Origin of the sequence: Pseudomonas sp. (genome assembly GCF_030698175.1) — a bacterium.
Classification (GTDB): domain Bacteria; phylum Pseudomonadota; class Gammaproteobacteria; order Pseudomonadales; family Pseudomonadaceae; genus Aquipseudomonas.
On record NZ_JAUYNT010000005.1, the window covers coordinates 40,941 to 66,522 of the forward strand.

General features: G+C 61.6%; 24 protein-coding genes and 1 pseudogene. 10 read left to right on the forward strand and 15 right to left on the reverse strand.

The genetic code is table 11. The features are described from left to right. Nucleotides 1-44: 44 nt before the first annotated feature. Nucleotides 45-1,937 carry a 1-deoxy-D-xylulose-5-phosphate synthase gene (gene dxs, locus Q8R10_RS02135; protein WP_305650573.1) on the reverse strand — a complete coding sequence of 631 codons (1,893 nt, stop codon included), beginning with the start codon at nucleotides 1,935-1,937 and terminating at the stop codon, nucleotides 45-47. A gap of 216 nt (nucleotides 1,938-2,153) precedes the next feature. On the opposite strand from dxs, the gene Q8R10_RS02140 reads away from it, so the two are divergent. Beyond that, the gene (locus Q8R10_RS02140) at nucleotides 2,154-3,050 is read left to right on the forward strand and encodes a phosphatase PAP2 family protein (protein ID WP_305650574.1); all 897 of its coding nucleotides are present in this window, start codon (nucleotides 2,154-2,156) and stop codon (nucleotides 3,048-3,050) included. Here Q8R10_RS02140 and ispA read toward each other — a convergent pair. After that, complete coding sequence (gene ispA / locus Q8R10_RS02145) at nucleotides 3,047-3,934, reverse strand: (2E,6E)-farnesyl diphosphate synthase (RefSeq protein ID WP_305650576.1); 888 nt, start codon at nucleotides 3,932-3,934, stop codon at nucleotides 3,047-3,049. The two genes, Q8R10_RS02140 and ispA, sit on opposite strands and share 4 nt — an antisense overlap. Next, entirely contained in the window at nucleotides 3,931-4,173 is a 243-nt protein-coding gene (locus tag Q8R10_RS02150) for an exodeoxyribonuclease VII small subunit (RefSeq protein WP_305650578.1), read from the reverse strand. The genes ispA and Q8R10_RS02150 overlap by 4 nt, the downstream gene beginning before the upstream one ends. Before the next feature lie 184 nt (nucleotides 4,174-4,357). Here Q8R10_RS02150 and Q8R10_RS02155 point away from each other — a divergent pair, with 184 nt between their 5' ends. Continuing rightward, the gene (locus Q8R10_RS02155) at nucleotides 4,358-5,329 is read left to right on the forward strand and encodes a DMT family transporter (RefSeq protein WP_305650580.1); all 972 of its coding nucleotides are present in this window, start codon (nucleotides 4,358-4,360) and stop codon (nucleotides 5,327-5,329) included. A gap of 31 nt (nucleotides 5,330-5,360) precedes the next feature. Continuing rightward, nucleotides 5,361-5,487 (forward strand): annotated as a pseudogene (locus Q8R10_RS02160) (IS3 family transposase); the annotation flags it as partial. Between the two features lie 57 nt (nucleotides 5,488-5,544). Here the strand turns inward: Q8R10_RS02160 and ppa are convergent. The 7 genes from ppa to Q8R10_RS02195 form a co-directional block, all read right to left on the reverse strand. Then, nucleotides 5,545-6,072 (reverse strand): inorganic diphosphatase, encoded by a 528-nt coding sequence (ppa, locus tag Q8R10_RS02165; RefSeq protein WP_305650582.1) that lies wholly within the window; start codon nucleotides 6,070-6,072, stop codon nucleotides 5,545-5,547. A 75-nt stretch (nucleotides 6,073-6,147) separates the two neighbouring features. Next, on the reverse strand, nucleotides 6,148-6,966 hold the full coding sequence (locus tag Q8R10_RS02170; protein ID WP_305650584.1) for a zinc-dependent peptidase: 819 nt from the start codon (nucleotides 6,964-6,966) through the stop codon (nucleotides 6,148-6,150). A 78-nt stretch (nucleotides 6,967-7,044) separates the two neighbouring features. Continuing rightward, nucleotides 7,045-7,500, reverse strand: coding sequence for a GNAT family N-acetyltransferase (locus Q8R10_RS02175; protein ID WP_305650586.1), 456 nt, complete (start codon nucleotides 7,498-7,500; stop codon nucleotides 7,045-7,047). A gap of 176 nt (nucleotides 7,501-7,676) precedes the next feature. Continuing rightward, the gene (gene eutC / locus Q8R10_RS02180) at nucleotides 7,677-8,501 is read right to left on the reverse strand and encodes an ethanolamine ammonia-lyase subunit EutC (protein WP_305650588.1); all 825 of its coding nucleotides are present in this window, start codon (nucleotides 8,499-8,501) and stop codon (nucleotides 7,677-7,679) included. 18 nt (nucleotides 8,502-8,519) lie between these two features. Next, complete coding sequence (locus tag Q8R10_RS02185) at nucleotides 8,520-9,914, reverse strand: ethanolamine ammonia-lyase subunit EutB (protein ID WP_305650590.1); 1,395 nt, start codon at nucleotides 9,912-9,914, stop codon at nucleotides 8,520-8,522. 193 nt (nucleotides 9,915-10,107) lie between these two features. Then, nucleotides 10,108-11,478, reverse strand: a complete 1,371-nt coding sequence (gene eat / locus Q8R10_RS02190; RefSeq protein ID WP_305650592.1) for an ethanolamine permease — start codon at nucleotides 11,476-11,478, stop codon at nucleotides 10,108-10,110. A 145-nt stretch (nucleotides 11,479-11,623) separates the two neighbouring features. Continuing rightward, nucleotides 11,624-13,144, reverse strand: coding sequence for an aldehyde dehydrogenase family protein (locus Q8R10_RS02195; RefSeq protein ID WP_305650594.1), 1,521 nt, complete (start codon nucleotides 13,142-13,144; stop codon nucleotides 11,624-11,626). Nucleotides 13,145-13,691: 547 nt separating this feature from the next. On the opposite strand from Q8R10_RS02195, the gene Q8R10_RS02200 reads away from it, so the two are divergent. The 4 genes from Q8R10_RS02200 (at nucleotide 13,692) to Q8R10_RS02215 (ending at nucleotide 18,269) form a co-directional block, all read left to right on the forward strand. Continuing rightward, entirely contained in the window at nucleotides 13,692-15,611 is a 1,920-nt protein-coding gene (locus tag Q8R10_RS02200) for a sigma-54-dependent Fis family transcriptional regulator (protein WP_305650596.1), read from the forward strand. Between the two features lie 312 nt (nucleotides 15,612-15,923). Continuing rightward, a complete protein-coding gene (gene mpl / locus Q8R10_RS02205; protein WP_305650597.1) occupies nucleotides 15,924-17,273 on the forward strand; it encodes a UDP-N-acetylmuramate:L-alanyl-gamma-D-glutamyl-meso-diaminopimelate ligase in 1,350 nt (449 codons plus the stop codon). Further along, nucleotides 17,270-17,902, forward strand: a complete 633-nt coding sequence (gene ubiX, locus Q8R10_RS02210) for a flavin prenyltransferase UbiX (RefSeq protein ID WP_305650599.1) — start codon at nucleotides 17,270-17,272, stop codon at nucleotides 17,900-17,902. The genes mpl and ubiX overlap by 4 nt, the downstream gene beginning before the upstream one ends. A 115-nt stretch (nucleotides 17,903-18,017) precedes the next feature. Beyond that, on the forward strand, nucleotides 18,018-18,269 hold the full coding sequence (locus tag Q8R10_RS02215; RefSeq protein ID WP_305650601.1) for a YceK/YidQ family lipoprotein: 252 nt from the start codon (nucleotides 18,018-18,020) through the stop codon (nucleotides 18,267-18,269). 160 nt (nucleotides 18,270-18,429) lie between these two features. Here Q8R10_RS02215 and Q8R10_RS02220 read toward each other — a convergent pair whose 3' ends face one another. The 4 genes from Q8R10_RS02220 to Q8R10_RS02235 all read right to left on the reverse strand — a co-directional run bounded on the left by Q8R10_RS02220 (nucleotide 18,430) and on the right by Q8R10_RS02235 (nucleotide 22,246). After that, on the reverse strand, nucleotides 18,430-18,978 hold the full coding sequence (locus Q8R10_RS02220) for a transposase (protein ID WP_305650603.1): 549 nt from the start codon (nucleotides 18,976-18,978) through the stop codon (nucleotides 18,430-18,432). 93 nt (nucleotides 18,979-19,071) lie between these two features. Then, entirely contained in the window at nucleotides 19,072-19,713 is a 642-nt protein-coding gene (locus Q8R10_RS02225; protein WP_305650605.1) for an oxidoreductase, read from the reverse strand. A gap of 26 nt (nucleotides 19,714-19,739) precedes the next feature. Next, the gene (locus Q8R10_RS02230; protein WP_371133284.1) at nucleotides 19,740-21,470 is read right to left on the reverse strand and encodes a C13 family peptidase; all 1,731 of its coding nucleotides are present in this window, start codon (nucleotides 21,468-21,470) and stop codon (nucleotides 19,740-19,742) included. Nucleotides 21,471-21,790: 320 nt separating this feature from the next. Continuing rightward, nucleotides 21,791-22,246, reverse strand: a complete 456-nt coding sequence (locus tag Q8R10_RS02235; protein WP_305650608.1) for a MaoC family dehydratase — start codon at nucleotides 22,244-22,246, stop codon at nucleotides 21,791-21,793. 171 nt (nucleotides 22,247-22,417) lie between these two features. Between Q8R10_RS02235 and Q8R10_RS02240 the strand changes: the two genes are divergently transcribed. From Q8R10_RS02240 to Q8R10_RS02250, 3 genes are read left to right on the forward strand one after another with little or no spacing between them, the layout of a single operon-like run. After that, nucleotides 22,418-22,780 carry a CidA/LrgA family protein gene (locus tag Q8R10_RS02240; protein ID WP_305650610.1) on the forward strand — a complete coding sequence of 121 codons (363 nt, stop codon included), beginning with the start codon at nucleotides 22,418-22,420 and terminating at the stop codon, nucleotides 22,778-22,780. Further along, entirely contained in the window at nucleotides 22,780-23,481 is a 702-nt protein-coding gene (locus Q8R10_RS02245) for an LrgB family protein (RefSeq protein WP_305650612.1), read from the forward strand. Before Q8R10_RS02240 ends, Q8R10_RS02245 begins: the two co-directional genes overlap by 1 nt. Before the next feature lie 12 nt (nucleotides 23,482-23,493). Next, on the forward strand, nucleotides 23,494-24,084 hold the full coding sequence (locus Q8R10_RS02250; RefSeq protein WP_305650614.1) for an LON peptidase substrate-binding domain-containing protein: 591 nt from the start codon (nucleotides 23,494-23,496) through the stop codon (nucleotides 24,082-24,084). Between the two features lie 124 nt (nucleotides 24,085-24,208). Here Q8R10_RS02250 and Q8R10_RS02255 read toward each other — a convergent pair whose 3' ends face one another. Further along, nucleotides 24,209-25,525, reverse strand: coding sequence for a bifunctional DedA family/phosphatase PAP2 family protein (locus Q8R10_RS02255; RefSeq protein WP_305650616.1), 1,317 nt, complete (start codon nucleotides 25,523-25,525; stop codon nucleotides 24,209-24,211). Nucleotides 25,526-25,582: the final 57 nt, after the last annotated feature.

Sequence of the window (25,582 nt, forward strand, 5' to 3'; positions counted from 1 at the left end):
GCTTGGGTTGGTCGCAGCCAGCGGGTGGCCCCGCCGGCAGAATTTTACAGTTGGGCGAGGCGTGCCCGAATAGCGGCTTCGATACCGGCGGCATCCAGGCCGCATTCGGCGAGCATTTGCGCCGGCTTTGCGTGCTCGACATAGGCGTCGGGCAGGCCGAGATGCAGCACGGCTTTGAGCAGGTTCTCGGCGGCCAGAAACTCGCTGACCGCCGAACCTGCGCCGCCCATGATGCTGTTTTCTTCGATGGTCACCAGCAACTCATGCTCGGCGGCCAACTGGCGCAGCAGGGCTTGATCGAGGGGTTTGACGAAGCGCATGTCGACCACTGTGGCGTTGAGATTTTCGCCAACCTTCAAGGCCTCGGCCAGTTGTACGCCAAACACCAATAAAGCGATTTTGCTGCCTTGGCGGCGAACCACGCCCTTGCCTATTTCCAGTGGCGTCAGCGCTTGCTCGATAGTTGCGTTGGGGCCGCTGCCGCGCGGGTAGCGCACCGCCGCCGGGCCAGGGAACAGGTAGCCGGTGGTGAGCATCTGGCGCAGTTCGTTTTCATCACTGGGGGTCATGATCAGCATGCCGGGGATGCAGCGCAGGTACGACAAATCGAAGCTGCCGGCGTGGGTCGGGCCGTCTTCGCCGACTAAGCCAGCGCGGTCGATGGCGAACAATACATCGAGGTTTTGCACCGCCACATCGTGAATCAGCTGATCGTAAGCGCGCTGCAGGAAGGTCGAATAAATCGCCACCACCGGTTTGACGCCGTCGCAGGCCATGCCGGCGGCCAGGGTTACCGCGTGCTGCTCGGCAATCGCTACGTCAAAGTAACGCTCGGGGAAGCGCTGGCTGAAAGCGACCAGGTCCGAGCCTTCTTTCATCGCCGGGGTAATGCCGACCAGGCGCGGGTCTTGCTCGGCCATGTCGCACAACCATTGGCCAAACACGCTGCAATACTTCGGCCCGCTGACTGGCTTAGGCGTGGCTGGCGCGGCGTTGATCGGCTCCAGCTTGGTGATGGCGTGGTAGCCAATTGGGTCCAGCTCGGCGGGGCCGAAGCCTTTGCCTTTCTTGGTGCTGATATGCAGAAATTGCGGGCCGTCCAGGTCGCGCATATTGCGCAGGGTGGCCAGCAGGGTCGGCAGGTCGTGGCCGTCGATCGGGCCTATGTAGTTCCAGCCCAACTCTTCAAACAGGGTGCCGGGGACCAGCATGCCTTTGGCGTGCTCTTCGGTTTTACGGGCAATTTCCCAGGCGCCGGGCAGGCGCGAGAGGATCTTCTTGCTGCCCTCGCGCATGCTCGCGTAGGTGCGGCTGGAGAGGATTTTGGCCAGGTAATTGGACAGCCCGCCGACGTTGTTGGAGATCGACATGTCGTTGTCGTTGAGCACCACCAGCATATTGGCGCCGACATCGGAGGCGTGGTTGAGCGCCTCGAAGGCCATGCCGGCGGTCAGCGCGCCGTCACCGATCACCGCCACGGCCTTGCGTTTGCTGCCCTGGATGCGTGCGGCTATGGCCATGCCTAAGGCGGCGCTGATGCTGGTGCTGGAGTGGCCGACGCCAAAGGTGTCGTACTCGCTCTCGCTGCGCCGCGGGAAGGCGGCGATGCCGTCCTTCTGGCGCAAGCTGCCCATCTGCTCGCGCCGGCCGGTGAGGATCTTGTGCGGATAGGCCTGATGGCCAACGTCCCAGACCAGGCGATCATCGGGGGTGTCGAACACATAGTGCAGGGCGATGGTCAGCTCGATCACACCCAGCCCCGCACCAAAGTGCCCGCCGGTTTGCCCGACCGTGTACAGCAGATACTGACGCAGCTCATCCGCCAAGCCCTCCAGCTCCGCCTCGGCCAGGCGGCGCAGGCCGTCCGGCGTGCTCGCGCGGTCAAGCAGCGGCGTTACGGGGCGCTCACGGGGGATCTGGTGAAAAGTCGTCGGCATCTGGAGTATCGCGTTCGTGGGGTAGCGGGGCAAAAGATGCGGCAGTTTACCCGAAGCATGCCAGCCAGCCCAAACAATGGATTGGCGCCAGGTGTCAGAGCTGGAGTTTTATTCGCCGGAGTGAATTGAGCGCCTGTGCTTGCAACAGTCGGCTCGAATGAATTAATAAGGCTGCTGATTTTCAACAAGAGCGGTTTCACCGCCTAAGGCTTTTGCATGCCCGATCTTTTGCAGCACCTGTTGCACAACCTCGACTGGGTGCTGCCGCTGCGCAGCGACTGGCTGACCCTGCTGATGCACGGCTTTAGCCTGCTCGGTTACGAGAAGTTCATCTTGTTCTTTCTGCCGTTGGGTTACTGGGCTTGGAATCGGCCGTTGTTCTTGCGCCTGTTTGTGTTGGTGACGATTAGCGCTTTGCTGAATGCCTATCTGAAAGACCTTTGGCAAGATCCGCGGCCGCCGCTGGAGATGCGCTTGGATGACTTGGTGGGTGCCAGTTACGGCTTGCCGTCGGGCCACTCGCAGGTCGCGGTGGTGCTCTGGTTGTGGCTAGCCTATGAGTTGCGGCGCACCTGGGCCTGGCTGTTGTGCGTTTTTATCGTGCTGGCGATTATGTTCAGTCGGCTGTACCTGGCCGCCCATGATCTGGAGGATGTGTTGGGTGGCGGCCTGATCGGCGGCGCAACATTGATTCTGTTTGCCCAGGTGAAGGATTGGCGCTGCTGGTCGGCGGCCAATCTGCCCGGGCATTTGGTCTTGATTGTGGCCGTCGCGCTGCTGAGTTTCTTCACCTGGCCCGGCACGCCGCCCAGCTACATCCCCTTGCTTGGCGGCATGCTGATTGGCGTATTGCTGGGCAATGCCCGGCAGCCCTTTACCCCGCCCGTATTGCTATGGCAGCGGGGCGTGGTGGCGCTGATCGGTTCGCTGGCCTTTATCGCCGTGCAGATCAGTTTGAAAAAACTCGAGCCGCTGCTGGGCCTGGAGCCGTTGCTATGGCAAGGCCTGCGCGGGTTGGTGATGGGCTTGTTTGTCGGCCTGCTGATGCCGTGGCTGTTTATTCGTGCGCACATGCTAACGGCGCGCCGTGCCGGGAGTTTGCTGCGCGGCTAGCTGCGCCGTTCGACGATAAAGCGCGCCAAGGCGCGCAGTGGTTCGGCACTGGCGTTGAAACCTTGCAGGGCCGCCAGTGCCTGGTCGCGCAGCTCAAGGGCATAGGCTTTGGCGGCGTCCAGGCCGAGCAGTGCTGGATAGGTGGGTTTGTCGCGGGCGATGTCGGCACCCTGGCGTTTGCCCAGGGTGGCGGTGTCGCTCTCCACATCGAGAATGTCGTCCTGCACCTGAAAAGCCAAACCAATCGCCTGGGCATAGGTGGCCAAAGCCGCCAGCGTTGCGCTGTCGGCTTTGCCGCTGGCCAGGGCGCCGAGGCTAACACTGGCTTCGATCAACGCGCCGGTTTTGTGTCTGTGCATTAACTCCAGCGCGGTTTGATCGAGCTTGTGGCCGACCGAATCCAGATCAATCGCCTGGCCGCCGACCATGCCGGCCGGCCCGGCTGCGCGGCTCAAACAACTCAGCATGCGCAAGCGGGTGTCGGCATCCTGGGGGTTGCGCTGGCCGTCGGCGAGCACTTCGAAGGCTAGGGTTTGCAGGCCATCGCCGGCCAGAATCGCGCAGGCTTCATCAAAGGCTTTGTGGGTGGTGGGTTGGCCGCGGCGTAAATCGTCGTCGTCCATGGCCGGCAAATCGTCATGCACCAGCGAGTAGGCGTGGATCAACTCCACCGCGCAGGCGGCGCCATCGGCTTGCGCCGCGTGGCCACCCAAAGCTTCGCAGGCGGCATACACCAGCAGCGGGCGAATGCGCTTGCCGCCGTTGACCACGCTGTAACGCATGGCCTGATACAGCCGCTCCAGCTCCGCATATGGCGCCACCAGCAGGTCCGTCAGTGCGGCATCGGCGCGGGCTTGGCACTGCGCCTGGTAGGCGGCAATCATACCGATGGCTCTGGGTCGAAGGGGACTTGCTCCAGTTCGCCATCGCGCTCCAGCAGCAGTTGCACCTTTTGCTCGGCCTGGGCCAGGGCGGCTTGGCATTCGCGGGTCAGGCGAATGCCCTGCTCGAAAGAGCTTAGGGAGTCTTCCAGCGATAACTCGCCGTTCTCCAGGCGCTCAACCAGAACTTGCAGGTCGGCTAAGGAGTGTTCGAAATCGGCAGTGGCTTTTTTGCGGGCCATGGTGGCTCTCTCGGCTGGCTGGAACGGGCGCGACACTAGCAGAGCGGCGCTGTGCGGGCAAATCGGCGGACCGCCAACACGCCCTGCGGCTTGCCTGTGTCGAGTGCGGCGCGAGATTCTAGACCTCACCTTGGAATATGCTGCCCTCAAGACCGCCTCCATACTCTGACGACAGGCATCCAACATGACCATCCAATCGACCTCAATACCTCCTGCGTCCGACAGCCTGACTTATCTCAAACTATCCCTAGTGGCGATCATCTGGGGCGGCACTTTTGTGGCGGGTCGCTATATCTCCTCCGAGTCTCCCCCCATGCTATCGGCGAGCCTAAGATTCATACTTGCAGGCATCACTCTCACTCTCTTCCTGATCCTGTCCAGAAAGATGTTCATTAAGGTCAATCGATCCCAACTATTTAAAATAATTGGCCTTGGGTTCTGCGGCATATATACCTACAACCTCTTTTTCTTTTATGGACTCCACTACACCACCGCATCCCGAGCGTCACTGATCGTCGCACTCAACCCTGCGGTTATGGCCATTTTTTCCTATTTGTTCTACCGGGAAAGGCTTTCTGGCATGAAGGCGTCCGGTGTCATCCTCTGCTTGCTTGGCGCGGCGGCGGTGATATTCAGCAAGTCGCCGCACACATTTCTTGCGGAGAAGAGTAACTGGCATGGTGATGCGTTAATCTTCGGATGCGTACTGAGTTGGGTGACTTATAGTGTGTTCTGCAAGAACATCGTCAAGGAGATAGGCCCCTTACATACGGTAACCTACTCTATCTGGGCCGGCGCAGGGCTACTGACGGCGACAGCAGCCGCCACAGGACAACTCAATTTAGCGACAGTGCGTGATCTATCAGCAGGCGACTTTTTTAGCCTTCTATACTTGGGCGCGATAGGGTCGGCATTGGCATACATCTGGTACTACGAGGGTATCCAGAAGATTGGTGCCACGCGAGCCGGGGTCTTTATTGCCCTTAATCCACTAACCGCCGTCCTGCTAGGCGCGGTGTTGCTCGATGAGCAACTGACACTTGCGATGTTCATAGGTGGCGCCCTAATCATCGCGGGTATTCTTATCTGCAATAAGACGCCCGCGGGCGACCGGCGCCAAAGGCTTCTGCCACAAAGGTCAGGGCGGCCAAACTGACGGGGGCTAATGCAGGTCTGGTCGAAGTGAAGTCAGTGAGTTGCCGAGCTATGGCTACCGTCGCGTCTGGGGCTTGCTGCGTCGTTGGTGTGGCGTCGGTCAATCTAAAGGGGGTCTATCGCGTCATGCGCGATCACCAGTTGCTGCTTGAGCGACGTTTTTTCCGGGCAATAAAAAAACCGGCTTGTGGCCGGTTTTTAGGGGGTGGGTTTGGCTTATTTTTGGTAAGCCGCAACCGCCTTTAAAATCTCGCTGCGGGCTGCATCGGCATTGCCCCAGCCTTCAACTTTGACCCATTTGCCTTTCTCGAGATCTTTGTAGTTCTCGAAGAAGTGCTTGATTTGCTCCAGCAGCAGGGCTGGCAGGTCGGTGTATTCCTTGATGTCCACATACAGCTGGCTCAGCTTGTCGTGGGGTACGGCGATCAGCTTGGCGTCGCCACCGGCTTCGTCGGTCATGTGCAGCACGCCGATTGGGCGGGCGCGTACTACCGAGCCTGGGGCTACTGGGTAAGGCGTTACCACCAGCACGTCGAGGGCGTCGCCGTCGTCGGCCAGGGTGTTGGGGATGTAGCCGTAGTTGGCCGGGTAGAACATCGGCGTGGCCATGAAACGGTCGACGAACAGGCAGTCGGTGTCTTTGTCGATTTCATACTTGATCGGCGCGTGATTGGCCGGGATTTCGACAACTACGTAAATGTCGTTTGGCAGGTCTTTACCTGCTGGAACCTTGCTGTAGCTCATAGGTGACTCCCAGGGATGGGCCAAAAAAGTGGCCGGATTATAGGCATATTCCTGCGCCGTTGCTACGCCGGCGGCCTACGCCTTTGGTCTTGTGTTGTGTAAAGGCTGCTCTGTGGCGACTTGTTGTTGGCGCGCCAGTGGGTCTTGGCGGTAAAACAGGCGCAGTTGCGCATACACCTGCGGGTAGGCGGCGCTGAGTAAATCGGGGGCGCTGAAGAAATACTCGCTGCACACGGCAAAGAACTCGGCCGGATTTTCGCCGGCGTAGGCATCAATCGGCGGTTCGGCGTGGGGATGCTGATCGAGCTGGGCATTCAGCTGCTCGTAGGCCGCTTGCATCACCTGCGCCCATTCGGCCTGGCGCATGTCGGCGTGCAGCGGCGGCAAACCATTGGCCGAGCCGTTGAGCATGTCGAGTTTGTGCGCCAACTCATGGATCACCAGGTTGTAGCCATCCCACTGACCGCTCTGCAGTACGCCGGGCCAGGCCAGGATTACCGGGCCTTGCAGCCAGGCTTCGCCGCTGTGCTCGCCGGCCCATTCGTGCACCACGCCGCTGGCATCGCGATGCTGCTGGGGGCTGCGAAAGTCGTCGGGGTACAGGACTATCTCGTGAAAGCCCTGGTACCAGTCCAGATCGGCCAAGTGCAGCAACGGCAGCTCGGCCAGTGCCGCCAGATGCAGACGACCTTCATCGTTCATGCTGATGCCGGGCAGGGTGGTGAGGCGCTTGGCGTGCAAAAACAATACGGCACGCTCACGCAGACGCTGCTCGTCGCTGGCGCTGAGGCCGTCAAGAATCGGTAATTGTTGGCGGACCTTGGCCCAGGTGGCGGCGCTGACGGGGTTGTTGCGCAGTGTGCGGCGCTGGCGCCAGGCCTTGAATGACCACATAAACAAGGCTTCTCGGGGAGCGGGCGCGGTTAAGTCGGCGAGCTGCTGGCCGGCGCGGGGCCGGCCAGTGGAGGGGGGTTATTCGTCGTTGAGTTCGAGGGTGTAGTTTTTGAATTGGCTGTCTTGGCGAAAACCAATCGACTCGTAAACCTTCTGCGCCACGTCGTTATGAATGCTGGTGGAGACGCGCAGGCGAATGGCATTGGTTTCGCGGGCCATTTTTTTCGCTTGCTGCATCAAGCCATCCGCGACCAGTTGGCGGCGGGCGTCTTCGCAGACATAGATGTCGTTGAGGATCCACACGCGCTTGAGGGTCAGCGACGAGAAGCTTGGGTAGAGCTGGCAAAAGCCCAGCGGGGTGTCGTCTTTGTCGGCCAGCGCCAGGTAAATCACCGATTCTTTACGGGCCAGGCGCTTTTCCAGAAAGCTGCGCGAGGTCTCGGGGTAGGGCATGGCGTTGTAGAACTCACGGTATTTAACAAATAGCGGAGTCAGTAGGTCCAGATGCTCCAGGGTGGCTTGGACTATGCGCATGGTGGACCTCGAATTCAGTGGTAGTTGTAATTGTGTGCAGGCGCTATGCCATGACGTGCGCCGGATGCTGCCTAATCCAGATAGAAAGTGCAATCCAAACAAGCGTTTAACTTTATCGCCGACCTTTTGCTTGGTTTGGCGCAGCTTAACCTCTGGCCTTTGCCAGCCCGGCGGGTCTAGTGGTCTTGCGCTGCCGCCAGCAGAAAGTTGCTCGGTGTAGTTGGCGCATCGTCACCGTCGAGGGTTTGCAGTTGGGCTTCATCCTTGAGTTCGACACCCGACAGCTGTCGCCGGCAGGCTTCACGCATTAGGTAGAGTAGCCGGTGTGCGGCCATGGCGTAGCTAAGGCCCTCTAGGCGCACGTTGGAGATGCAGTTGCGATAGGCATCGGTGAGACCAACCTTGGGCCTGTAAGTGAAGTACAGGCCGAGGCTGTCGGGAGAACTCAGCCCCGGACGCTCACCGATGAGGATCACCGTCATTTTCGCCCCCAGCAGCTCGCCGACTTCATCGGCCACTGCCACCCGACCTTGCTCGACCAGCACTACCGGCGCCAGCGACCAGCCCTCATTCAGCGCCTGCTCTTCCAGTCGGGCCAATAACGGCAAGCTGTGGCGGTGCACGGCCAGTGCCGAAAGGCCGTCGGCGATGACTATGGCCAGATCGACGCCGCCGGGATTGGCTTGGGCGTAGTCGCGCAGTTGCTGGGCCGAGTCGCCGTGCAAACGGCGGCCCAGGTCTGGCCGCTGCAGGTAGCTGTGGCGATCAGCCGCGGCGCTGTGCAGCAGCAAACTGGCGCGGCCTTGCTCGGCTAACTGGGCGCGTAAACCTGCGTGATCGAAGGCCAGATGCACGGCGTCGCGGGCCTGGGCGTGGGCGTATTGGAAATCCAGCTGGGCGCTGGTCGGCAGGCTGATGCCGGTGCGGCCCAGGGCAATGCGCGCCGAGGTCAGGCTGCGCAGGGCCAGTAAAGGGTCGGTGAGTGATTGGTCATCGGGCATGGCAGTGTCTCAGCCTGTTCAATTCAGTTGCGCCAAGGCCTGGCGGAACGCCGGCGGCAGGTTATTACCGAAACGCACCTGGCCATCGGCTTGGCTGAAAATGCCCATGCGCTGCAGCCAGGCCTCGAACTCGGGCGCGGGTTTCAGGCCGAGGGTTTGCCGGGCGTAGAGGGCGTCGTGGAAGGAGGTGGTCTGGTAGTTGAGCATGATGTCGTCGGAGCCGGGGATGCCCATGATGAAGTTGATCCCGGCCACGCCCAAGAGGGTGAGCAACACATCCATGTCGTCTTGATCGGCCTCGGCGTGATTGGTGTAGCAGATGTCGCAGCCCATCGGCAGGCCCAGCAACTTGCCGCAGAAGTGGTCTTCTAAGCCGGCGCGGATGATCTGTTTGCCGTTGTACAGATACTCCGGGCCGATAAAGCCGACCACGGTATTCACCAGAAACGGTTTGAAATGCCGGGCCACCGCGTAGGCGCGGGTTTCGCAGGTTTGCTGATCGAGGCCATGGTGGGCGTTGGCCGACAGCGCGCTGCCTTGACCGGTTTCAAAATACATTAGGTTGTTGCCGACGGTGCCGCGCTTCTGGCTTAGGCCGGCGTCGTAGCCTTCTTGCAGTAGATTCAGATTGATGCCGAAGCTGGCGTTGGCCGCCTGGGTGCCGGCAATCGACTGAAACACCAGGTCCAGCGGCACGCCCCGGTTGATCGCCTCAATCGAGGTGGTGACGTGGGTCAGCACGCAGGCCTGGGTGGGGATCTCGTAGCGTTGAATCACCGCATCGAGCATCTGCAACAGGGTGCAGATGGAGGCGATATTGTCGGTGGCCGGGTTGATGCCGATCATGGCGTCGCCGTTGCCATACAGCAGACCGTCGAGAATGCTGGCGGCGATGCCGGCCGGATCGTCGGTCGGGTGATTGGGTTGCAGACGGGTCGACATCCGTCCGCGCAGGCCGACGGTGTTGCGAAAGCGGCTGACCACGCGAATCTTCTGCGCCACCAGCACCAAGTCCTGCACGCGCATTAACTTGGACACTGCTGCCGCCATCTCCGGCGTCAGACCGGGGGCGAGGGCGCGCAGGCTGGCCTCATCGGCCAGATCGCTGAGCAGCCAATCGCGCAGGCCGCCGACGGTCAGGTGACTGACCACGGCAAAGGCTGCCACGTCGTGACTGTCGATAATCAGCCGGGTGACTTCATCTTCCTCGTAGGGGATCAGCGCCTCGTCGAGAAAATGCTTGAGCGGGATATTGGCCAGCGCCATCTGCGCGGCCACACGCTCGCCGGCATTGCTGGCGGCCACCCCGGCGAGAAAGTCTCCGGAGCGTGCCGGGCTGGCTTTGGCCAGAACGTCTTTAAGGCTGTCGAAGTGGAAGGTCTCCACGCCAACGGAATGGGTAAAACGGGCCATGGGGTTACTCCTGCAACGGCTCGTTAGGGGTATACAAAGGCGATGTTCAGTCTAAACCCTAGGATGGGTTAGCCGTAGGCGTAACCCATCAGCATTTCTGCCGCGCCGCGGTTTATTGGTACACGGTTTGGCATCGTTGGTGGGTTACGCCGCTGCGCGGCTAACCCACCCTACAAAGGCCCAATGCTGGCGGTTAAACCCCGGTCAGCATTGCATCCGCAGGTGCATTGGCGCGGTGGTGCGAGGTCAGTTGGAAGTAGACAAAACCCACCACCATGAAGCCCAGGAACACCATGCCGATCATGGCATTAAACCAAGCCATAGCCACCAAGCACACCACCGCCAAGGCCAGGGCAATGCCCGGCACAATTGGGTAGCCAGGGGCGCGGAAGCTGCGCTCCAGCAGCGGCTCGGAGTGGCGCAGTTTAAACAGGCTGAGCATGCTCATGATGTACATCACGATGGCGCCGAACACCGCCATGGTGATCATCGCGGCGGTCAGGGTCATGCCTTGCAGGTTGATCAGGCCGTCGCTGTAGATAGCTGCGATGCCGATCACGCCGCCGGCCAGAATCGCCCGGTGCGGGGTTTGGAAGCGGTTCAGTTTAGCCAAGCCGCGCGGCAGGTAGCCGGCGCGAGCGAGGGCGAAGAACTGCCGCGAGTAGCCGAGGATGATGCCGTGAAAGCTCGCCACCAAACCGAACAGGCCAATCCACACCAACATGTGCATCCAGGTCGAATTGTCGCCGACCACGGCTTTCATCGCCTGGGGCAACGGATCGTTGATGTTCGACAGCTGACGCCAGTCGCCGACACCGCCGGCCATGATCATCACGCCGACCGCCAGGAACACCAGAGTCAGAATGCCGCTGATGTAGGCCTTGGGAATGGTGCGTTTCGGGTCCTTGGCTTCTTCGGCGGCCATGGCCGCGCCCTCGATGGCGAGGAAGAACCAGATGGCGAACGGAATCGCCGCGAACATCCCCGGAATCGCCGCACTGCTGAACTCGTTCGCGCCCGACCAGCCATTTAAGGCGAAGTTGCTGAAACTGAAGCCCGGCGCCACCACGCCCATAAACACCAGTAATTCACCCACTGCCAGCACCGTCACCACCAGTTCAAAGGTGGCGGCAATGCTGACGCCGACAATATTCAGGGTCATGAAGATGATGTAGGCGCCGACTGCCGCGTGCTTGGGGTCCAGTTCGGGAAACTGCACATTCAAGTAAGCGCCGATGGCCATGGCAATGGCCGGTGGCGCAAAGACGAACTCGATCAGCGTGGCCAGCCCCGCGATCAAACCGCCCTTGGGACCAAAGGCTCGCCGGCTGTAAGCGAAGGGCCCGCCCGCGTGAGGGATGGCGGTGGTCAGCTCGGTGAAACTGAAGATAAAGCAGGTGTACATGGTCGCGACCATCAAGGCCGTGACCAAGAAGCCCATGGTGCCGGCGCTGCCCCAGCCGTAGCTCCAACCGAAGTATTCGCCGGAAATCACCAAGCCGACGGCGATGCCCCAGAGGTGCAGGGTGCCGAGTGTTGGTTTGAGTTGCGTTGTTATCGTCATATTGAGTACCCGCCCGAGAGTTGAACAGACCAAGAGTTTTGTCGAGGTACGCAACGCCCATGCCAGCTGCCGCCAATAGCGAGCGGCTGGCGTGGGGGGTTGCGTTTTTAGCTATGCAGAGGACGTTTTCAGCGCCGACAGGCGCTTAAAAGAAGCCCAGCGGGTTGATGTCATAGCTGACCAGCAAGTTTTTGGTCTGTTGATAATGCTCGAGTGCCACTTTATGGGTCTCGCGGCCGACACCGGACTTCTTGTAACCGCCGAAGGCGGCGTGGGCGGGGTACAGGTGGTAACAGTTGGTCCACACGCGACCGGCTTTAATCGCCCGGCCCATGCGGTAGGCGCGGTTGATGTCGCGGGTCCAGAGACCGGCGCCGAGGCCGAACTCGGTATCGTTGGCAATCGCCAGGGCTTCGGCTTCGTCCTTGAAGGTGGTGACGCTGACCACCGGGCCGAAGATTTCTTCCTGAAACACGCGCATCTTGTTGTGACCCTTGAGCAGGGTCGGCTGGATGTAATAACCGCCGCCCAGGGAGCCGGCGAGTTTCTCTACGCCACCGCCGGTGAGCAGTTCGGCGCCTTCTTGCTTGGCGATTTCCAGGTAGCTGAGAATTTTGTCGAACTGCTGCTCGGAAGCCTGGGCGCCGACCATGGTCTCGGTGTCCAGCGGGTCGCCGCGCTTGATCTGATTAACCTTCTTCATCACCTCGGCCATAAAGGCCGGGTAGATAGACTCCTGCACCAAGGCGCGGGACGGGCAGGTGCACACTTCGCCCTGGTTGAAGAATGCCAGCACCAGGCCTTCGGCGGCTTTTTCGATAAAGCTTGGCTCGGCTTGCATGATGTCTTCGAAGAAGATATTCGGCGACTTGCCGCCCAGCTCGACGGTGCTCGGGATGATGTTCTCGGCGGCGCATTTAAGAATGTGCGCGCCCACCGGGGTGGAGCCGGTAAAGGCGATTTTGGCGATGCGCTTGCTGGTGGCCAGGGCTTCGCCGGCTTCCTTGCCAAAACCTTGCACCACGTTAAGTACGCCGGGCGGCAGCAGGTCACCGATCAGCTCCATCAGCACGCTGATGCCCAGCGGCGTTTGCTCGGCCGGTTTCAACACCACGCAGTTGCCGGCGGCCAAGGCCGGGGCCAGCTTCCAGGCGGCCATCAGCAGCGGGAAGTTCCACGGGATGATCTGCCCGACCACGCCCAGGGGTTCATGGATGTGATAGGCGACGGTGTTGCCATCGATCTCGGCGGCGCTGCCTTCTTGGGCGCGCAGGCAGCCGGCAAAGTAACGGAAGTGATCGGCGGCCAGGGGGATGTCGGCGTTCAGGGTTTCGCGCACGGCCTTGCCGTTGTCCCAAGTTTCGGTGATGGCCAGCAGCTCTAGGTTGGCTTCGATACGGTCGGCAATTTTCAGCAAGATGCCCGAGCGCGCTTGCACCGAGGTCTTGCCCCAGGCATCGGCGGCGGCGTGGGCGGCGTCCAGGGCTTTGTCTATATCTTCGGCCGTGGAGCGCGGGAATTCGGCAATCGGCTGGCCATTCACTGGCGAGCTGTTGGTGAAATATTGGCCTTTGACCGGCGCGACAAATTCGCCGCCGATGTAGTTGCCGTAACGAGCCTTGAAGGAAACGAGGGCGCCTTCGGTACCTGGGTGGGCGTAACGCATGCTGAGAATCTCCTGGTTTTTTGTGCTTGTTATTAGGTTGCGGAGGAGTGCGCTCGGTGGCGCTGCCTAAGCCTAGAGCAAGGGCCGGGCCAAGGTTGCAAGACGGCTGGTTTAGAGGGGGGTGGCCAATTGCTTGCGCGCTGCGCTGGGCGGCGTTGTAGCGTCTTCGATACGTGCAGGGTGACAAATTGTCACAGGTATGGCGCGAGCGACGACCGGTCAGTCAGCTGCGCATTGCAAAGCTCTGGAGGCTGGGTAATGCTGGTCGATATTTTAATTCGGCGATGTCCCCGTGATGTGTTGAACCCACCCTGCCGGAGAATCGTAGGGTGGGTTAGGCGCATGACCACGGGCTATCTGCTGATGCTTAGTCAGCTGCGCCGTAACCCACCAGATGGGGTAGGCCGATCACCGCTTGGTGGGTTACGCGGCGCATTAGTTGCGAGGTGAGGTTTTGAACCTGCATGGCGCCGCTAACCCACCCTACAAAACTGCGTGCAACACGTAACTGGGACATAGCCATTAATTAAGGCGGAGAACAATAACAATGCCTGCGAATCATTTTAGTCAGCACACCCAGCAGGTGCTCACGGTTGGGCAAGGCATCCAGCAATTGGCTGGGCCGGCGGCGGACGCATCCATCGCCCGCTCCTGGCTGCGTTGCCTGCAGGATTATCAACTCGATCCTGCGCAACGGATGGCACCCACAGTGCTGGAGCACAGCCGAGTGCTGGAGTCGCGCGAGCGCCTGCAGCAGGTGCTGGAAATCGCCGGCGGCGAGATGACCAATTTACATCAGCAACTGTCCGGCAGTGGTCATGCGGTGCTGCTCACCGATGCTCGCGGGGTGATCCTCAACAGCGTCACCGGTGACGCCGAGCGCAAGACCTTCGAGCGCGCAGGATTATGGCTCGGCGCCGACTGGAGCGAGGCCTGCGAGGGCACCAATGGCATTGGCACCTGCCTGGTTGAGCGGCAGGCCCTGACCATTCACCGCGATGAGCATTTTCGCGGGCGGCACACCGGGCTGACCTGCTCGGCCAGCCCGGTGTTCGATGCTCAGGGCGATTTGCTGGCGGTGCTGGACGTGTCTTCGGCGCGCCGCGATGTGTCGCGCCAGAGCCAGTTTCACACCATGGCGCTGGTCAATCTGTCGGCGAAGATGATCGAGAGTTGTTACTTTTTGCGCCGCTTCGAGGGTCAGTGGCTGCTGCGTTTCCACCTGCAGGCCGAGTACGTCGGTTTGTTCAGCGAGGGCCTGCTGGCCTTCGATGGCGAGGGGCGAATCAGCGCGGTCAATCAGAGCGCCATGAACCTGCTGGGGCTGACTCGCGCGGCGTTACTCGGGCAGCCAGTGGAGAGTTTTTTTGATTGTCGCCTGGATGAGTTGCTCGGCCGCGCCAGCCCGCAACCAAGCGCCAGTTGGCCGCTGCGCACCCGTAACGGCCGGGCCTTGTTCGCCATGTTGCGCGGCGTGCCGCGTGCGCTGCCGACATTCAACCGGCCCGCGCCAGTGGCGGCGCAGAGCACACAGCAGCCTTGGTGCATGGCCGATGCCGCCTTGCAAAACGACTTGCGCCGCGCCGTGCGGGTGTTCGAGCGCGACGTGCCCTTGTTGCTGAATGGCGAGACCGGCTCGGGTAAAGAGGCCTTCGCCAAGGCCGTGCATCAGGGCAGCTCGCGGGCGGCCAAGGCCTTCGTGGCGCTGAACTGCGCGGCGATCCCGGAGAACCTGATCGAGAGCGAGTTGTTCGGCTATCGCGGCGGCAGTTTTACCGGCGCGCGCAAAGACGGCATGCGCGGCAAGTTGCAACAGGCCGACGGTGGCACCCTGTTTCTGGATGAAATTGGCGACATGCCGCTGGCGCTGCAAACCCGCTTGCTGCGGGTCTTGGAGGATCGCCTGGTGGTGCCGATTGGCGGCGAACCGCAGGCCATCGATGTACGCATCATCAGCGCCACCCACAGAGCGCTGGATGAGCGAGTGACGGCCGGCAGTTTTCGTGAAGATCTGTTTTACCGCCTCAACGGCCTGGTGCTGGATTTGCCGGCGCTGCGCCAGCGCACGGACAAGCTGCAATTGCTCGAGCATTTGCTGGCGCAAGAAGCCGCCGGCCAATCGCTGCTGCTGGAGGCCAGTGCCCGTCAGGCGCTGCTGGATTACCACTGGCCCGGTAACGTGCGGCAATTACGCAACGTGCTGCGCACCCTGGCGGCGCTCTGCGACGATGGCTGCATTCGCCTTAGCGATTTGCCCGCGCCGATTCGGCAAGCCCAGGCCTTGCCGGAGCCAGTGCCCAACAGCGTCGCCGGCCCGCTGGATGATGCCGAACGCAGCGCCCTGTTGGCGGCGTTGCAGGCGCAGCATTGGCACATGACCCACACCGCCGAGCAACTGGGCATCAGCCGCAATACCCTGTATCGCAAACTTCGTAAGCATGGCATCGAGCGTGGTGAGCAGGGTTGAGATAAGGAACTGTCGCGGCTAAAGCCCCTACGGGAATGGTGTCTTGCTGCGGATTTGTGCTGGCGGGCAGCGCCTTTGTAGGAGCGGCTTTAGCCGCGAAGCGATGCTGGAAACCCTGCTGATCCCACGGTTGCTGTGGCGACTGAGCGGCCGCCATCGCGGCTAAAGCCGCTCCTACTGGTTGGTGCGTTTGCCAGCGCACCGCGCCATGCTGGCCCCGTACCAGCGCCTGCGGTAACCTGCCGGCCTAGTTTGTGCGGGCCGTGGCGCCCGTTTTTGCGCTCGGCGCAAGGCCGTTTTTTGAGGTAACCCATGCACATCCATATTCTCGGTATCTGTGGCACTTTTATGGGCTCGCTGGCGGTGCTGGCCAAGGAGTTGGGCCACCGCGTCACCGGCTCCGACGCCAATGTATATCCGCCGATGAGCACCCAGCTGCAGGCCCAAGGCATCGAGCTGATCCAGGGTTATGACCCGGCCCAGCTGGAACCGGCACCGGATCTGGTGGTGATCGGCAACGCCCTGTCGCGCGGCAATCCGGCGGTGGAGTATGTGTTGAATAAAGGCCTGGCCTACGTGTCCGGCCCGCAGTGGCTGGCCGAGCATGTGCTGCAGGGCCGCTGGGTGTTGGCGGTGGCCGGCACCCACGGCAAAACCACCACCAGCAGCATGCTGGCCTGGGTGTTGGAGCATGCCGGCATGACCCCGGGCTTTTTGATCGGCGGCGTGCCACAGAACTTCGGTATCTCGGCGCGCCTGGGCGACACGCCGTTCTTCGTGATCGAGGCCGACGAATACGACAGTGCCTTCTTCGACAAGCGCAGCAAGTTCGTCCACTACCGCCCACGCACGGCGATTCTGAATAACCTGGAGTTCGATCACGCGGATATCTTCCCGGATCTGGCCGCCATCGAGCGGCAGTTCCATCACCTGGTGCGCACCATTCCCAGCGAAGGCCTGATTATTTATCCGCAAGCCGAAGCGGCGTTGCAACGGGTAATCGAGATGGGTTGCTGGACGCCCGTGCAGACCACCGGCGAAGGCGCCCAGTGGCAGGCCAGATTGCTCAGCGCCGACGGCTCGCGCTTCGAGGTGCTGTTTGCCGGCACGGTGCAAGGCGTGGTCGACTGGCCGCTGACCGGTCAGCACAACGTCGCCAACGCCCTGGTTTGCCTGGCCGCCGCACGCCACGTGGGCGTGGTGCCGGAGCTGGGGATTGCCGGCTTGAGCGCGTTCAAGAACGTCAAACGGCGGATGGAGAAGGTCGCCGAAGTGGCCGGCGTGACCATCTATGACGACTTCGCCCACCACCCGACCGCTATCGCCACCACCCTCGACGGCTTGCGCAAAAGCGTCGGCGCGGCGCAGTTGATTGCCATCATCGAGCCGCGCTCCAACTCGATGAAGCTCGGCGCCCACCGCGCCGGCTTGCCGGAATCCGTCGCCCAGGCCGATCAGGTGTTCTGGTACGCGCCGGCCAATCTGGGTTGGGACTTGGCCGCCACGGTGGCCAGCAGCACAGTGACGACCCAGGTCTGCGAGTCCCTGGAGCAAATTATCGCCGGGGTTAAAGCCCTGGCCGCCCCCGGCACCCAGGTGGTGGTGATGAGCAACGGCGGTTTCGGCGGCTTGCACGGCAAGCTGGCCGAGGCGCTGCAATGAGCGGCCCGGAACGCGTCACCCTCGCGATGACTGGCGCATCGGGCGCGCAATACGCGTTGCGCCTGCTGGACTGCCTGGTGCGTGAAGAGCGTGAGGTGCATTTTCTGATCTCCAAGGCCGCGCAGTTGGTGCTGGCCACCGAAACCGACGTGTGCCTGCCGGCCAAAGCCCAGGCAATGCAGGCGTTCTTGACTGAATACACCGGCGCCGTGGCCGGGCAGATCCGGGTGTACGGCAAGGAAGACTGGATGGCGCCGGCGGCCTCCGGCTCCGGCGCGCCGACCGCCATGGTGGTGGTGCCGTGCTCGACGGGCACCCTGTCGGCGATCGCCACGGGGGCCTGCAACAACCTGATCGAGCGCGCCGCCGATGTGGCCATCAAGGAGCGTCGGCAGCTGATTCTGGTGCCGCGGGAGGCGCCGTTTTCCAGCATTCATTTGGAGAACATGCTCAAGCTGTCCAATCTTGGGGTGACCATTCTGCCGGCCTCGCCGGGCTTTTATCACCAGCCGCAAACCATCGATGACCTGATCGATTTTGTTGTGGCGCGGATTCTCAATTGCCTGAATATCCCCCAGGACATGCTGCCGCGTTGGGGTGAGCATCATCACAGCAGTGGCGATGAATAGCAGGCCGTTGAGAAACTACTGCGCTCGGTTATGCGGCGTTGAAATCAGCCTAGCCGTCGCTCGCTACATTTTTCAACGGCCTGCTAAGCCACTCGCGCTCGTGCTGGCGGCCTGCTTGCTGCAAGGCTGCGCCAGCGTCAGTACCCTGAATGGGGCTAAGACGGATCTGCCGATTATTTATTCAGGCACCCGCCTAGACTGGTACGCGCTGCATGGCGGCTGCTGTCCGGTGCCGCGCTTTGGCAGCGAGCCGCCGAGCTATCCGGCGCTCGACCTGCCCTTTAGTGCGCTGCTGGATACCCTGGTGCTGCCCTTCACGGTCTTGGCCGAACTGGGCATCGGTGTCGGGGTGAGCGGCGGCTTGTAAGGTGCTTGGTTGGCAAATGGTGCGGTTCGCAAGCTCACCAGCACCCTACGGCGCTAGGGCTGAGCAACAATAAATCATCGCTGCCGACAGCTAAACACCAATCCGTAGGGTGCCGGTGAGCCCCGCGAACCGCACCAACAAACCCAGCCCAAGTGTTCGCTTAGCGAGTCTTGTCGCAGCCTTCGCCAGTGTCTGGCGGCTGACTCTCGGCGGCTATTCCCCAATCCTCCGCATACAGCCCCGCGCGGACGAAGTGCCGGAAGGATGAGTAGGGCCAATCCGCCGCGCGCAGAGCGTGGCCATGCTTGACCGGATTGAAATGGATGTATTCCACGTGGCGGCGATAATCCTCATCGTCGCGAATGCGATGTTCCCAGAAGCGTCGCTGCCAAATACCGCGTTCGCCGCGTGCCCGTCGGCTGCTGCTGATGACTTCGGTTGTCGGTAACGTGCGCGAGAAGGCGGCTTTGATCAAGCTCCAGCGGGTGGCAAAGTCGCTGTCGCCGGCGGGCAGCTGCCACAGGCAATGCAGGTGGTCGGGCAGTATCACCGCGGCCGGTATGCCAAAGGGATGGCGCAATTGCACGCTGCGAAAGGCTGCACGCAGCGGGTCAATATGGCGGGTGAGTAGGTCTGTTTGGCGATCAGCTAAATTGACGGTAAAGAAGTAGCAGGCACCGTTGGCGGGTGAGCGCAGATAGCGGGGCATCCTTGCCTCCTATGGGTGTTGCAATGCGGGTGCGATGGTGCGGTTCGCGGGGCTCACCGGCACCCTACGGCGTCAGCGACCGGCGGCTAGTGCTTAGCGACCCAGCTGGCGCAGCTGCGCCGATTCGATCACCCGCGTGCCTTCTTGCTCTTCCAGCGCCAGGCGCCAGAGGGCGCGGGCCAGGGTGCAGGCTTGAATGCCGCGGTATTTGCCGGGAATCCAGCGGGCCAAGGGCGCGATCAAGCGCTCGCCAAGGCGAAATTCACGGCGCGGGCCGAGCAGCAGCGAAGGCCGGGCGATGGTCAGCTGCGGCCAGTTTTGCGCGTGCAAGGCGTTTTCCATTTCCCCTTTCACGCGGTTGAAAAACACCCCGGATTGGGCGTCGGCGCCGAGGGCGCTGATCACCAGCAAATGCCGGGCGCCGAGGGCCCGCGCACGTTCGGCGAAGGCCAGCACCAGGTCATGGTCGACGGCGCGAAAGGCCGCTTGCGAGCCGGCCTGCTTGAGGGTGGTGCCCAGGCAGCAGAAGGCGGTATCAAAGTTGCCAGACAGCTGTGGCAGCAAAACGGACAGCTCGCCGACCGGGTTGGCCAGGTGCGGGTGACCGGCCAGCGCTCGCCGCGAGGGCGCCAGAACGTGCGCCACGGTCGGCTCATTGAGCAGTCGATCAAGCAGGTGCTCGCCGGTCAGGCCACTGGCGCCGGCGAGCAAAATACGTTGCGGTGTTAGGTACATAGGTAGTGCTCCGGGTAACGACCAGTTCAGTGGCTGGTTTTGCTCTGCTCAAGGTTGATGGCGCTTAGGGCTTGTTCGGCTTGCTGGTGACGCAATTTACGCCATTGGGCGAGTACGCCTTTGGGCGCCCACATTTGTGGCTCGGAGGCTTGGAAGTCACCGGCTTTTTCCCGCTCGGCGACCTTGGCCTTGGCCATCTCGAAGGCGCGCGGCAGGTCGTCGGTTTCGGTGAGCGCCTCGCTCAGCAGGGCGCGGCCAAAGTAGGTGAAGTCGGCTTCGTCCGAGCAGCCAAAAGACACCCGGTCGGCACGGGCGGCAGTCATCACCAGGGTTTTCTCATCTTGTAGCGGCGGGATAAAACCGCCGGCGTAACAGGCGGCAATCACCACCACCTTGTTGCGGTTTTTAAGCGGTTTGAGCAGTTCGGCCAACTCGCTGGCCGGCAGGCTTTCGAGCTCAAGGCGTGGCTGCTGCAGTGACAGTTGATGGTCGCGCGAGCCATGGCTGGTCAGGTAGATAAATATTAAGTCTTCGGCATCACTGCGTTCGCTGATGGTTTGCACGGCGCGGCGCAGGTTTTCGCGGGTGGCCAGCGGCCGGTCGGTCAAATGGTCGCGGTGGTTGATCAGGCTGATCTGGCCGTGGGCGGCGAAGCGTTCGCGCAAGAGTTTGTTGGCGTAGTCGGCCTCGCGCAGAAACACGCTCTGCGAGCCGTCGCCGGCCAGCGTCAGGCTGTACAGCTCGATTGCCGGGGTGGACGGCGGGATGGCCGCCAGGGCGTGTTCGAGCAACTGTCCTTGCGCCAGCAAGCCGAGTTCCAGCGGGTCGCCAAGGCGTTGTGCCTGCTCATCGCGAACCCGCAGGCCATGTTGCCACTGGCCGCCGGTAATGCTGCCATCGGCCAGGGTGAGTTGACCTTGGCCGTGGTACTCGCCGTCGGCAAACTCACCGACGAATCGGCTGCCGTCTGCCAGTTTCAACTGCCCTTTGCCGTTAAAGCGCCAGTGACGCAGTTGGCCTTGGTAGTGGCGCCCGTCATTGCCAATAAATTCACCGGCTCCGGTTAGCGCGCCATGCTTGAACTGGCCGAGCCAGACATCGCCATCGCTGCTGGTGTAGCGGCCTTTGCCGTCAAAGCTGTCGTGTTTAAAACCGCCCACGTATTGCTCACCCTCGGCGCCTATGTAACTGCCTTCGCCCTCGAGCAAGCCATGCTTGAAGTTGCCGCTTAACAGATTGCCCTCGGCGTCTTTGCGCACCCCTTGGCCCTGGGGTTCGCCGCGTTTGAACTGGCCGTTGTAGCTGCTGCCGTCGGCCAGTTTGAGGTCGCCGAGGCCATGGTATTGGTCGGCTTTAAACTCGCCGCGGTAACTCATTTTGCCTTGCTGTAAATGGCCTTCGCCGTCCACCTGACCTTGTTTGAAATGGCCTCGATAGTGGCTGCCGTCTTTGCGGCTGAGGGTGCCTTGGCCGTCGAACTCACCTAAGCGAAATTCGCCCAGATAATGCTCGCCGTGGGCCCCTTGCCATTCACCGGCGCCGTGCGCCTGGCCATCTTTGAATTGTCCGGCGTACCAGCTGCCATTGCTGTAATCCAACCGCCCCTGGCCTTGTAGCAGGCCATTGACGACCTCGCCGCGATAGCGTCCGCCATCCGGCAAGGTAGCGTTCGCCGGGGTCAGGGGCTCGCCCTGGCCGCACGCGACCAGCAGCAAAGCAAGGCTTAAGGGGGCAAGCAAGTAGCGCATCAAAGACATCCAGATCAGCAAGGCAATGGCTGCAGTATGGCGCAAACCAATGCACGGGAGTGCGCTGTTGTTGGCGCTCTAACAGGCTGTTGAAAAACTACCTGCGTTGGCAATACTGCGTTAAAAACGGCCTCAAAATGCTCATTTACAACACGTAAACTGCGCTTTTGACTCGCTGCGCTCGCCCTGCGGGCCAGCCTAAGGCTGTTACTGCGCTTCGCTACGTTGCGGCCGTTTTTGCCTTGTCTTGCCCGCCTCGCTTACGTTTTTCAACGGCCTGCTAAACGCAAACGGGGCGCTCATGGCGCCCCGTTGCTAGTTGTGACTGTTTAAACGAAGCAGAGGGTCAGCATCTCGGCGATATAAGCCGGTTTTGCGGAGCCTTCGATCTCCAGTACGGCCTTGGCTTTGAGCAGCCATTGGCCGGGGTTTTTCTCGGTGGCGTCGATCAGGGTTAGCACCAGGCGCACGTTGGAGTTCACTTTGACCGGCTGAATAAAACGCACGCTGTCCAGGCCGTAGTTGACCGCCATCTTCAAGCCTTGCGGCATCAACATGATGCCTTCCATCAGCTTGGGCGCCAGCGACAGTGACAAAAAGCCATGGGCGATGGTGCCGCCGAACGGGGTCAGTTTGGCTTTTTCCGGGTTGACGTGGATGAATTGGTGGTCGCCGGTGCATTCGGCAAACTGGTTGATCCGCTCCTGGTCGATGTTCAGCCAGGCGGACTGGCCAAGTTCCTTGCCGATGTAATCCTGGAGTTCTACTACGGGTACGAGTGCCATAAATTATCCTTAAATTCGCGGGTGTTGTTGTTTTTAGCGGGTGTTGCTCCAAGGCCTTAGATCAACATCTGGCGCGGATTTGGTCAAGCCACAAACGCGGCGGCCAGACGTAAGTTATAGCCGATATGTCGCTGTGCTTATAATGGCGACGCGATCCTTTGGGAGACTCTCATGCTGTTACGTGGCCTGACTTGGCTGGTGCTGTTTCAACTGTGCGGCAGCGCAATAAATGTGTTGTGGCTGTCGGTGTTGCCGGGGCCGATCATCGGCATGTTGTTGCTGCTTGGCTTTTTGTTGCTGCGCGGCGAGGTGGGCGAACCCTTGAGCGTGGCCGCCACGGGGCTGCTGCGTTATCTGCCGTTGCTGCTGGTGCCGGCGGCGGTCGGGGTGATGGTGTATATGCGGGTGTTGGCGACGGATTTTTGGGCGATTGCCGGGGCCTTGACCCTGTCGTTGTTGCTGTCGCTGGCCTTCGCCGGCTGGTTGATGCAAAAGTTGATTGAGCGCCAGGCGCGCCGCGGCGGTGAGTCGTGATGGCCGCTTGGCAGGCGGTGATTCATCACCCGCTGTTTGGCGTTGGGATTACCTTGGCCGCCTATCAGCTGGCGTTGGCAGCTTATGAGAAAACCCGCTGGGTCTTCTTGCAGCCGGTGTTGTTGTCGATGCTGGCGGTGATCGGTGTGCTGCTGGCCTGTGGGCTGAGCTATGCCGAATACAAACAAAGTGCGCAATTGCTGATCGTTCTGCTCGGCCCGGCCACCGTGGCGTTGGCGGTGCCGTTGTATGTGAATTTACGCCGCATCCGCCAGTTGTTCTGGCCAACCGTGCTGACGCTGCTGGTCGGCGGGGTGCTGGCCACGCTGCTGGGCGTGTTGCTGGCGTGGCTGTTTGGCGCCGAACAGATGATCTTGATGACCATCGCGCCGAAATCGGTAACCTCACCGATTGCTATGTTGGTGGCCGAGCAAATTGGTGGTGTGGCGGCGCTGGCGGCAGTGTTTGTGCTGATCACCGGGGTGCTTGGCGCCATGTGCGGTCCAGAATTGTTACGCCTGATCGGGGTGCGCCATCCGGCGGCGGTCGGCATGGCGCTGGGCTTGACGGCGCATGCGGTGGGCACCGCGCGGGCGCTGCAAGAAGATGAAGAAAGTGGTGCCTTTGCCGCCCTGGCAATGAGTTTGATGGGCATGGCGACGGCGGTATTCTTGCCCTTGATGGTGTCTTTGCTGAGTTAAACGGGTCGACCTATGCAACTGCCGTTATTTCCCCTCGATACTGTGTTGTTCCCGGGTTGCCTGCTGGACTTGCAGATTTTCGAACCGCGTTATTTAGATATGCTCAGCCGCTGCCTTAAACAAGGCACCGGCTTTGGTGTGGTGGCGATTCTGGATGGCCAGGAGGTCGGCACGGCGCCCGACCGTTGCGCCGAGATTGGCTGTGAGGCGCGGATTGTCGATTGGCAACAGTTGCCGAATGGTTTGCTGGGGATTCGGGTGGTCGGGGCTCGGCGTTTTCGCGTCGAGCAGGCGCAGATCCAGGCCGATCAGCTGAGCCTGGCCACTGTGGCTTGGTTAAGTCAGCCGGATGAGTTACCGCTGGCCGAGCAGCATGCCGATTTACAGGCGCTGTTATTAGCGCTGGCCGAGCATCCGCGGATCGTCGCCATGGGCTTGGATGGTGAGGTCGCGGACCAGCTGGCGCTGGCCAATCAACTGGCCTATTTGCTGCCGTTTAGCTTGGCGCAAAAGCTCGAGCTGTTGGTCCTGGGCGAACCGGCGGCCTGCTTGCAGCTGATTCAGCGCTGGCTGGAGCAACTGCAAGGCGAAATGCTCGCGTAGGTCGGGTTAGCGCAGCGTAACCCGACATTTGTTAGCCACAGCGCATCCATCGCGCCGGCGGGTTACGCCGCTGCGCGGCTAACCCGCCCTACAAGTGCGGCGGTTAACCTGTGCATCGTCTTAATTAATAGCGATAGTGCAGCAAGGCCGCCGGCAGCGCCGTGCTGACAAAGCCAATAAAGAGCGCCAGGCAGGCCGGGAGTACCAGCCACCAGACGGACGCGGCCATTTCCGGCAGATGTTGACGGCGCTCGCTCAGGCTCAAGCACGCGGCGCACAGGCTGCTGGCGAGCAAGGCGCCGGCGAGAATGTCGGTTGGCCAATGCACGCCCAGATAGACCCGCGACAGGGCGATGGCGCTGGCTGGCAAGCTGGCCAGTAGCAGCCAGGTCAGGCGCCAGCGTGGCGGTTGACCGCGGCCGGCCAGCACGCCGAGCACCAGGCAGAAGGCAAAGGCCGCCGAGCTATGGCCGCTGGGCAAGCTGAAGCTGTGCAGGGGTTCCAGCAGCACCTCAGGGCGTGGGCGCGCCAGTAGCTGTTTCAAGGCACTGTTGGCCAGCGCGGTCAGCAGCAGGGTGCTGGCGGCGAACGCGCTGGCCCGCCATTTGCGCGCCAACAGCAAAAGCAGGCAGAGCAAACTGCCGGCCGCGAGTTGCGTACTGAAATCGCCGAGCCGGGTCAGTAGCACCATCAGGCTGTCCATCTCGGGGCTGCGCTGGGCTTGCACCAGGCTCATCAGGCCCTGGTCGAAATCGCTTAGGTGACGCCAGCCCAACAGCAGGCTCAGCAGCAGTAAGGCGCCCAGGCCGCTGGTCACGGCGGCGGCGCGGGGGTGTTGGCGCAGGCCGTTGTGGATGCTCAGCAGCACCAAGAGCGCCAAAGCCGCCGCGACTACTGCTGCCTGGCCCCAGAAGCCTTGGCTCAGTGGCAGGCGCATGGCCGCGCCGGTGGCCCAGCCGGGCACCAGATAAGCCACCGACCAGCCGGCACCGGCCAGCAAGCTGACGGCGCTAAAGCGCGCCAGTGGCATCTTTAGCATGCCCGCCACCATCGGCAAAAACGGTCGCAGCGGGCCGATAAAACGTCCCACTAGCAGGCTGCCGATGCCATAGCGCTGCATATAGGTTTCGGCGCCGTCCAGCCACTGTGGATGGCTGCGCAGCAGGGGCAGGCGTCGAATCCGTTGTTGAAAGCGCCGCCCGAGGGCGTAGGACAAGGCATCGCCCAGTAAGCCGCCGCTGTAGGCCAGCAGCAAGGTTTCGCCGAGGCTTAACACTCCGCCGCCGGCCAGTACGCCAACCGCAAAGAGCAAAAGGGCTCCCGGTATCAAGATGCCCACCAGGGCCAGGCATTCGCCGCAGGCCAGTAAAAATAGCGCCAGGCCCAGCCATTCGGGATGGGCGCCGAGCCAGCCGGTGAGGCTGTCGAACCAATGCAACATAAGCGTGTTCTCGGTGGGCGAGGGTGAGTCGTGCAGCTTGAGTGTTTTGATCTGCCG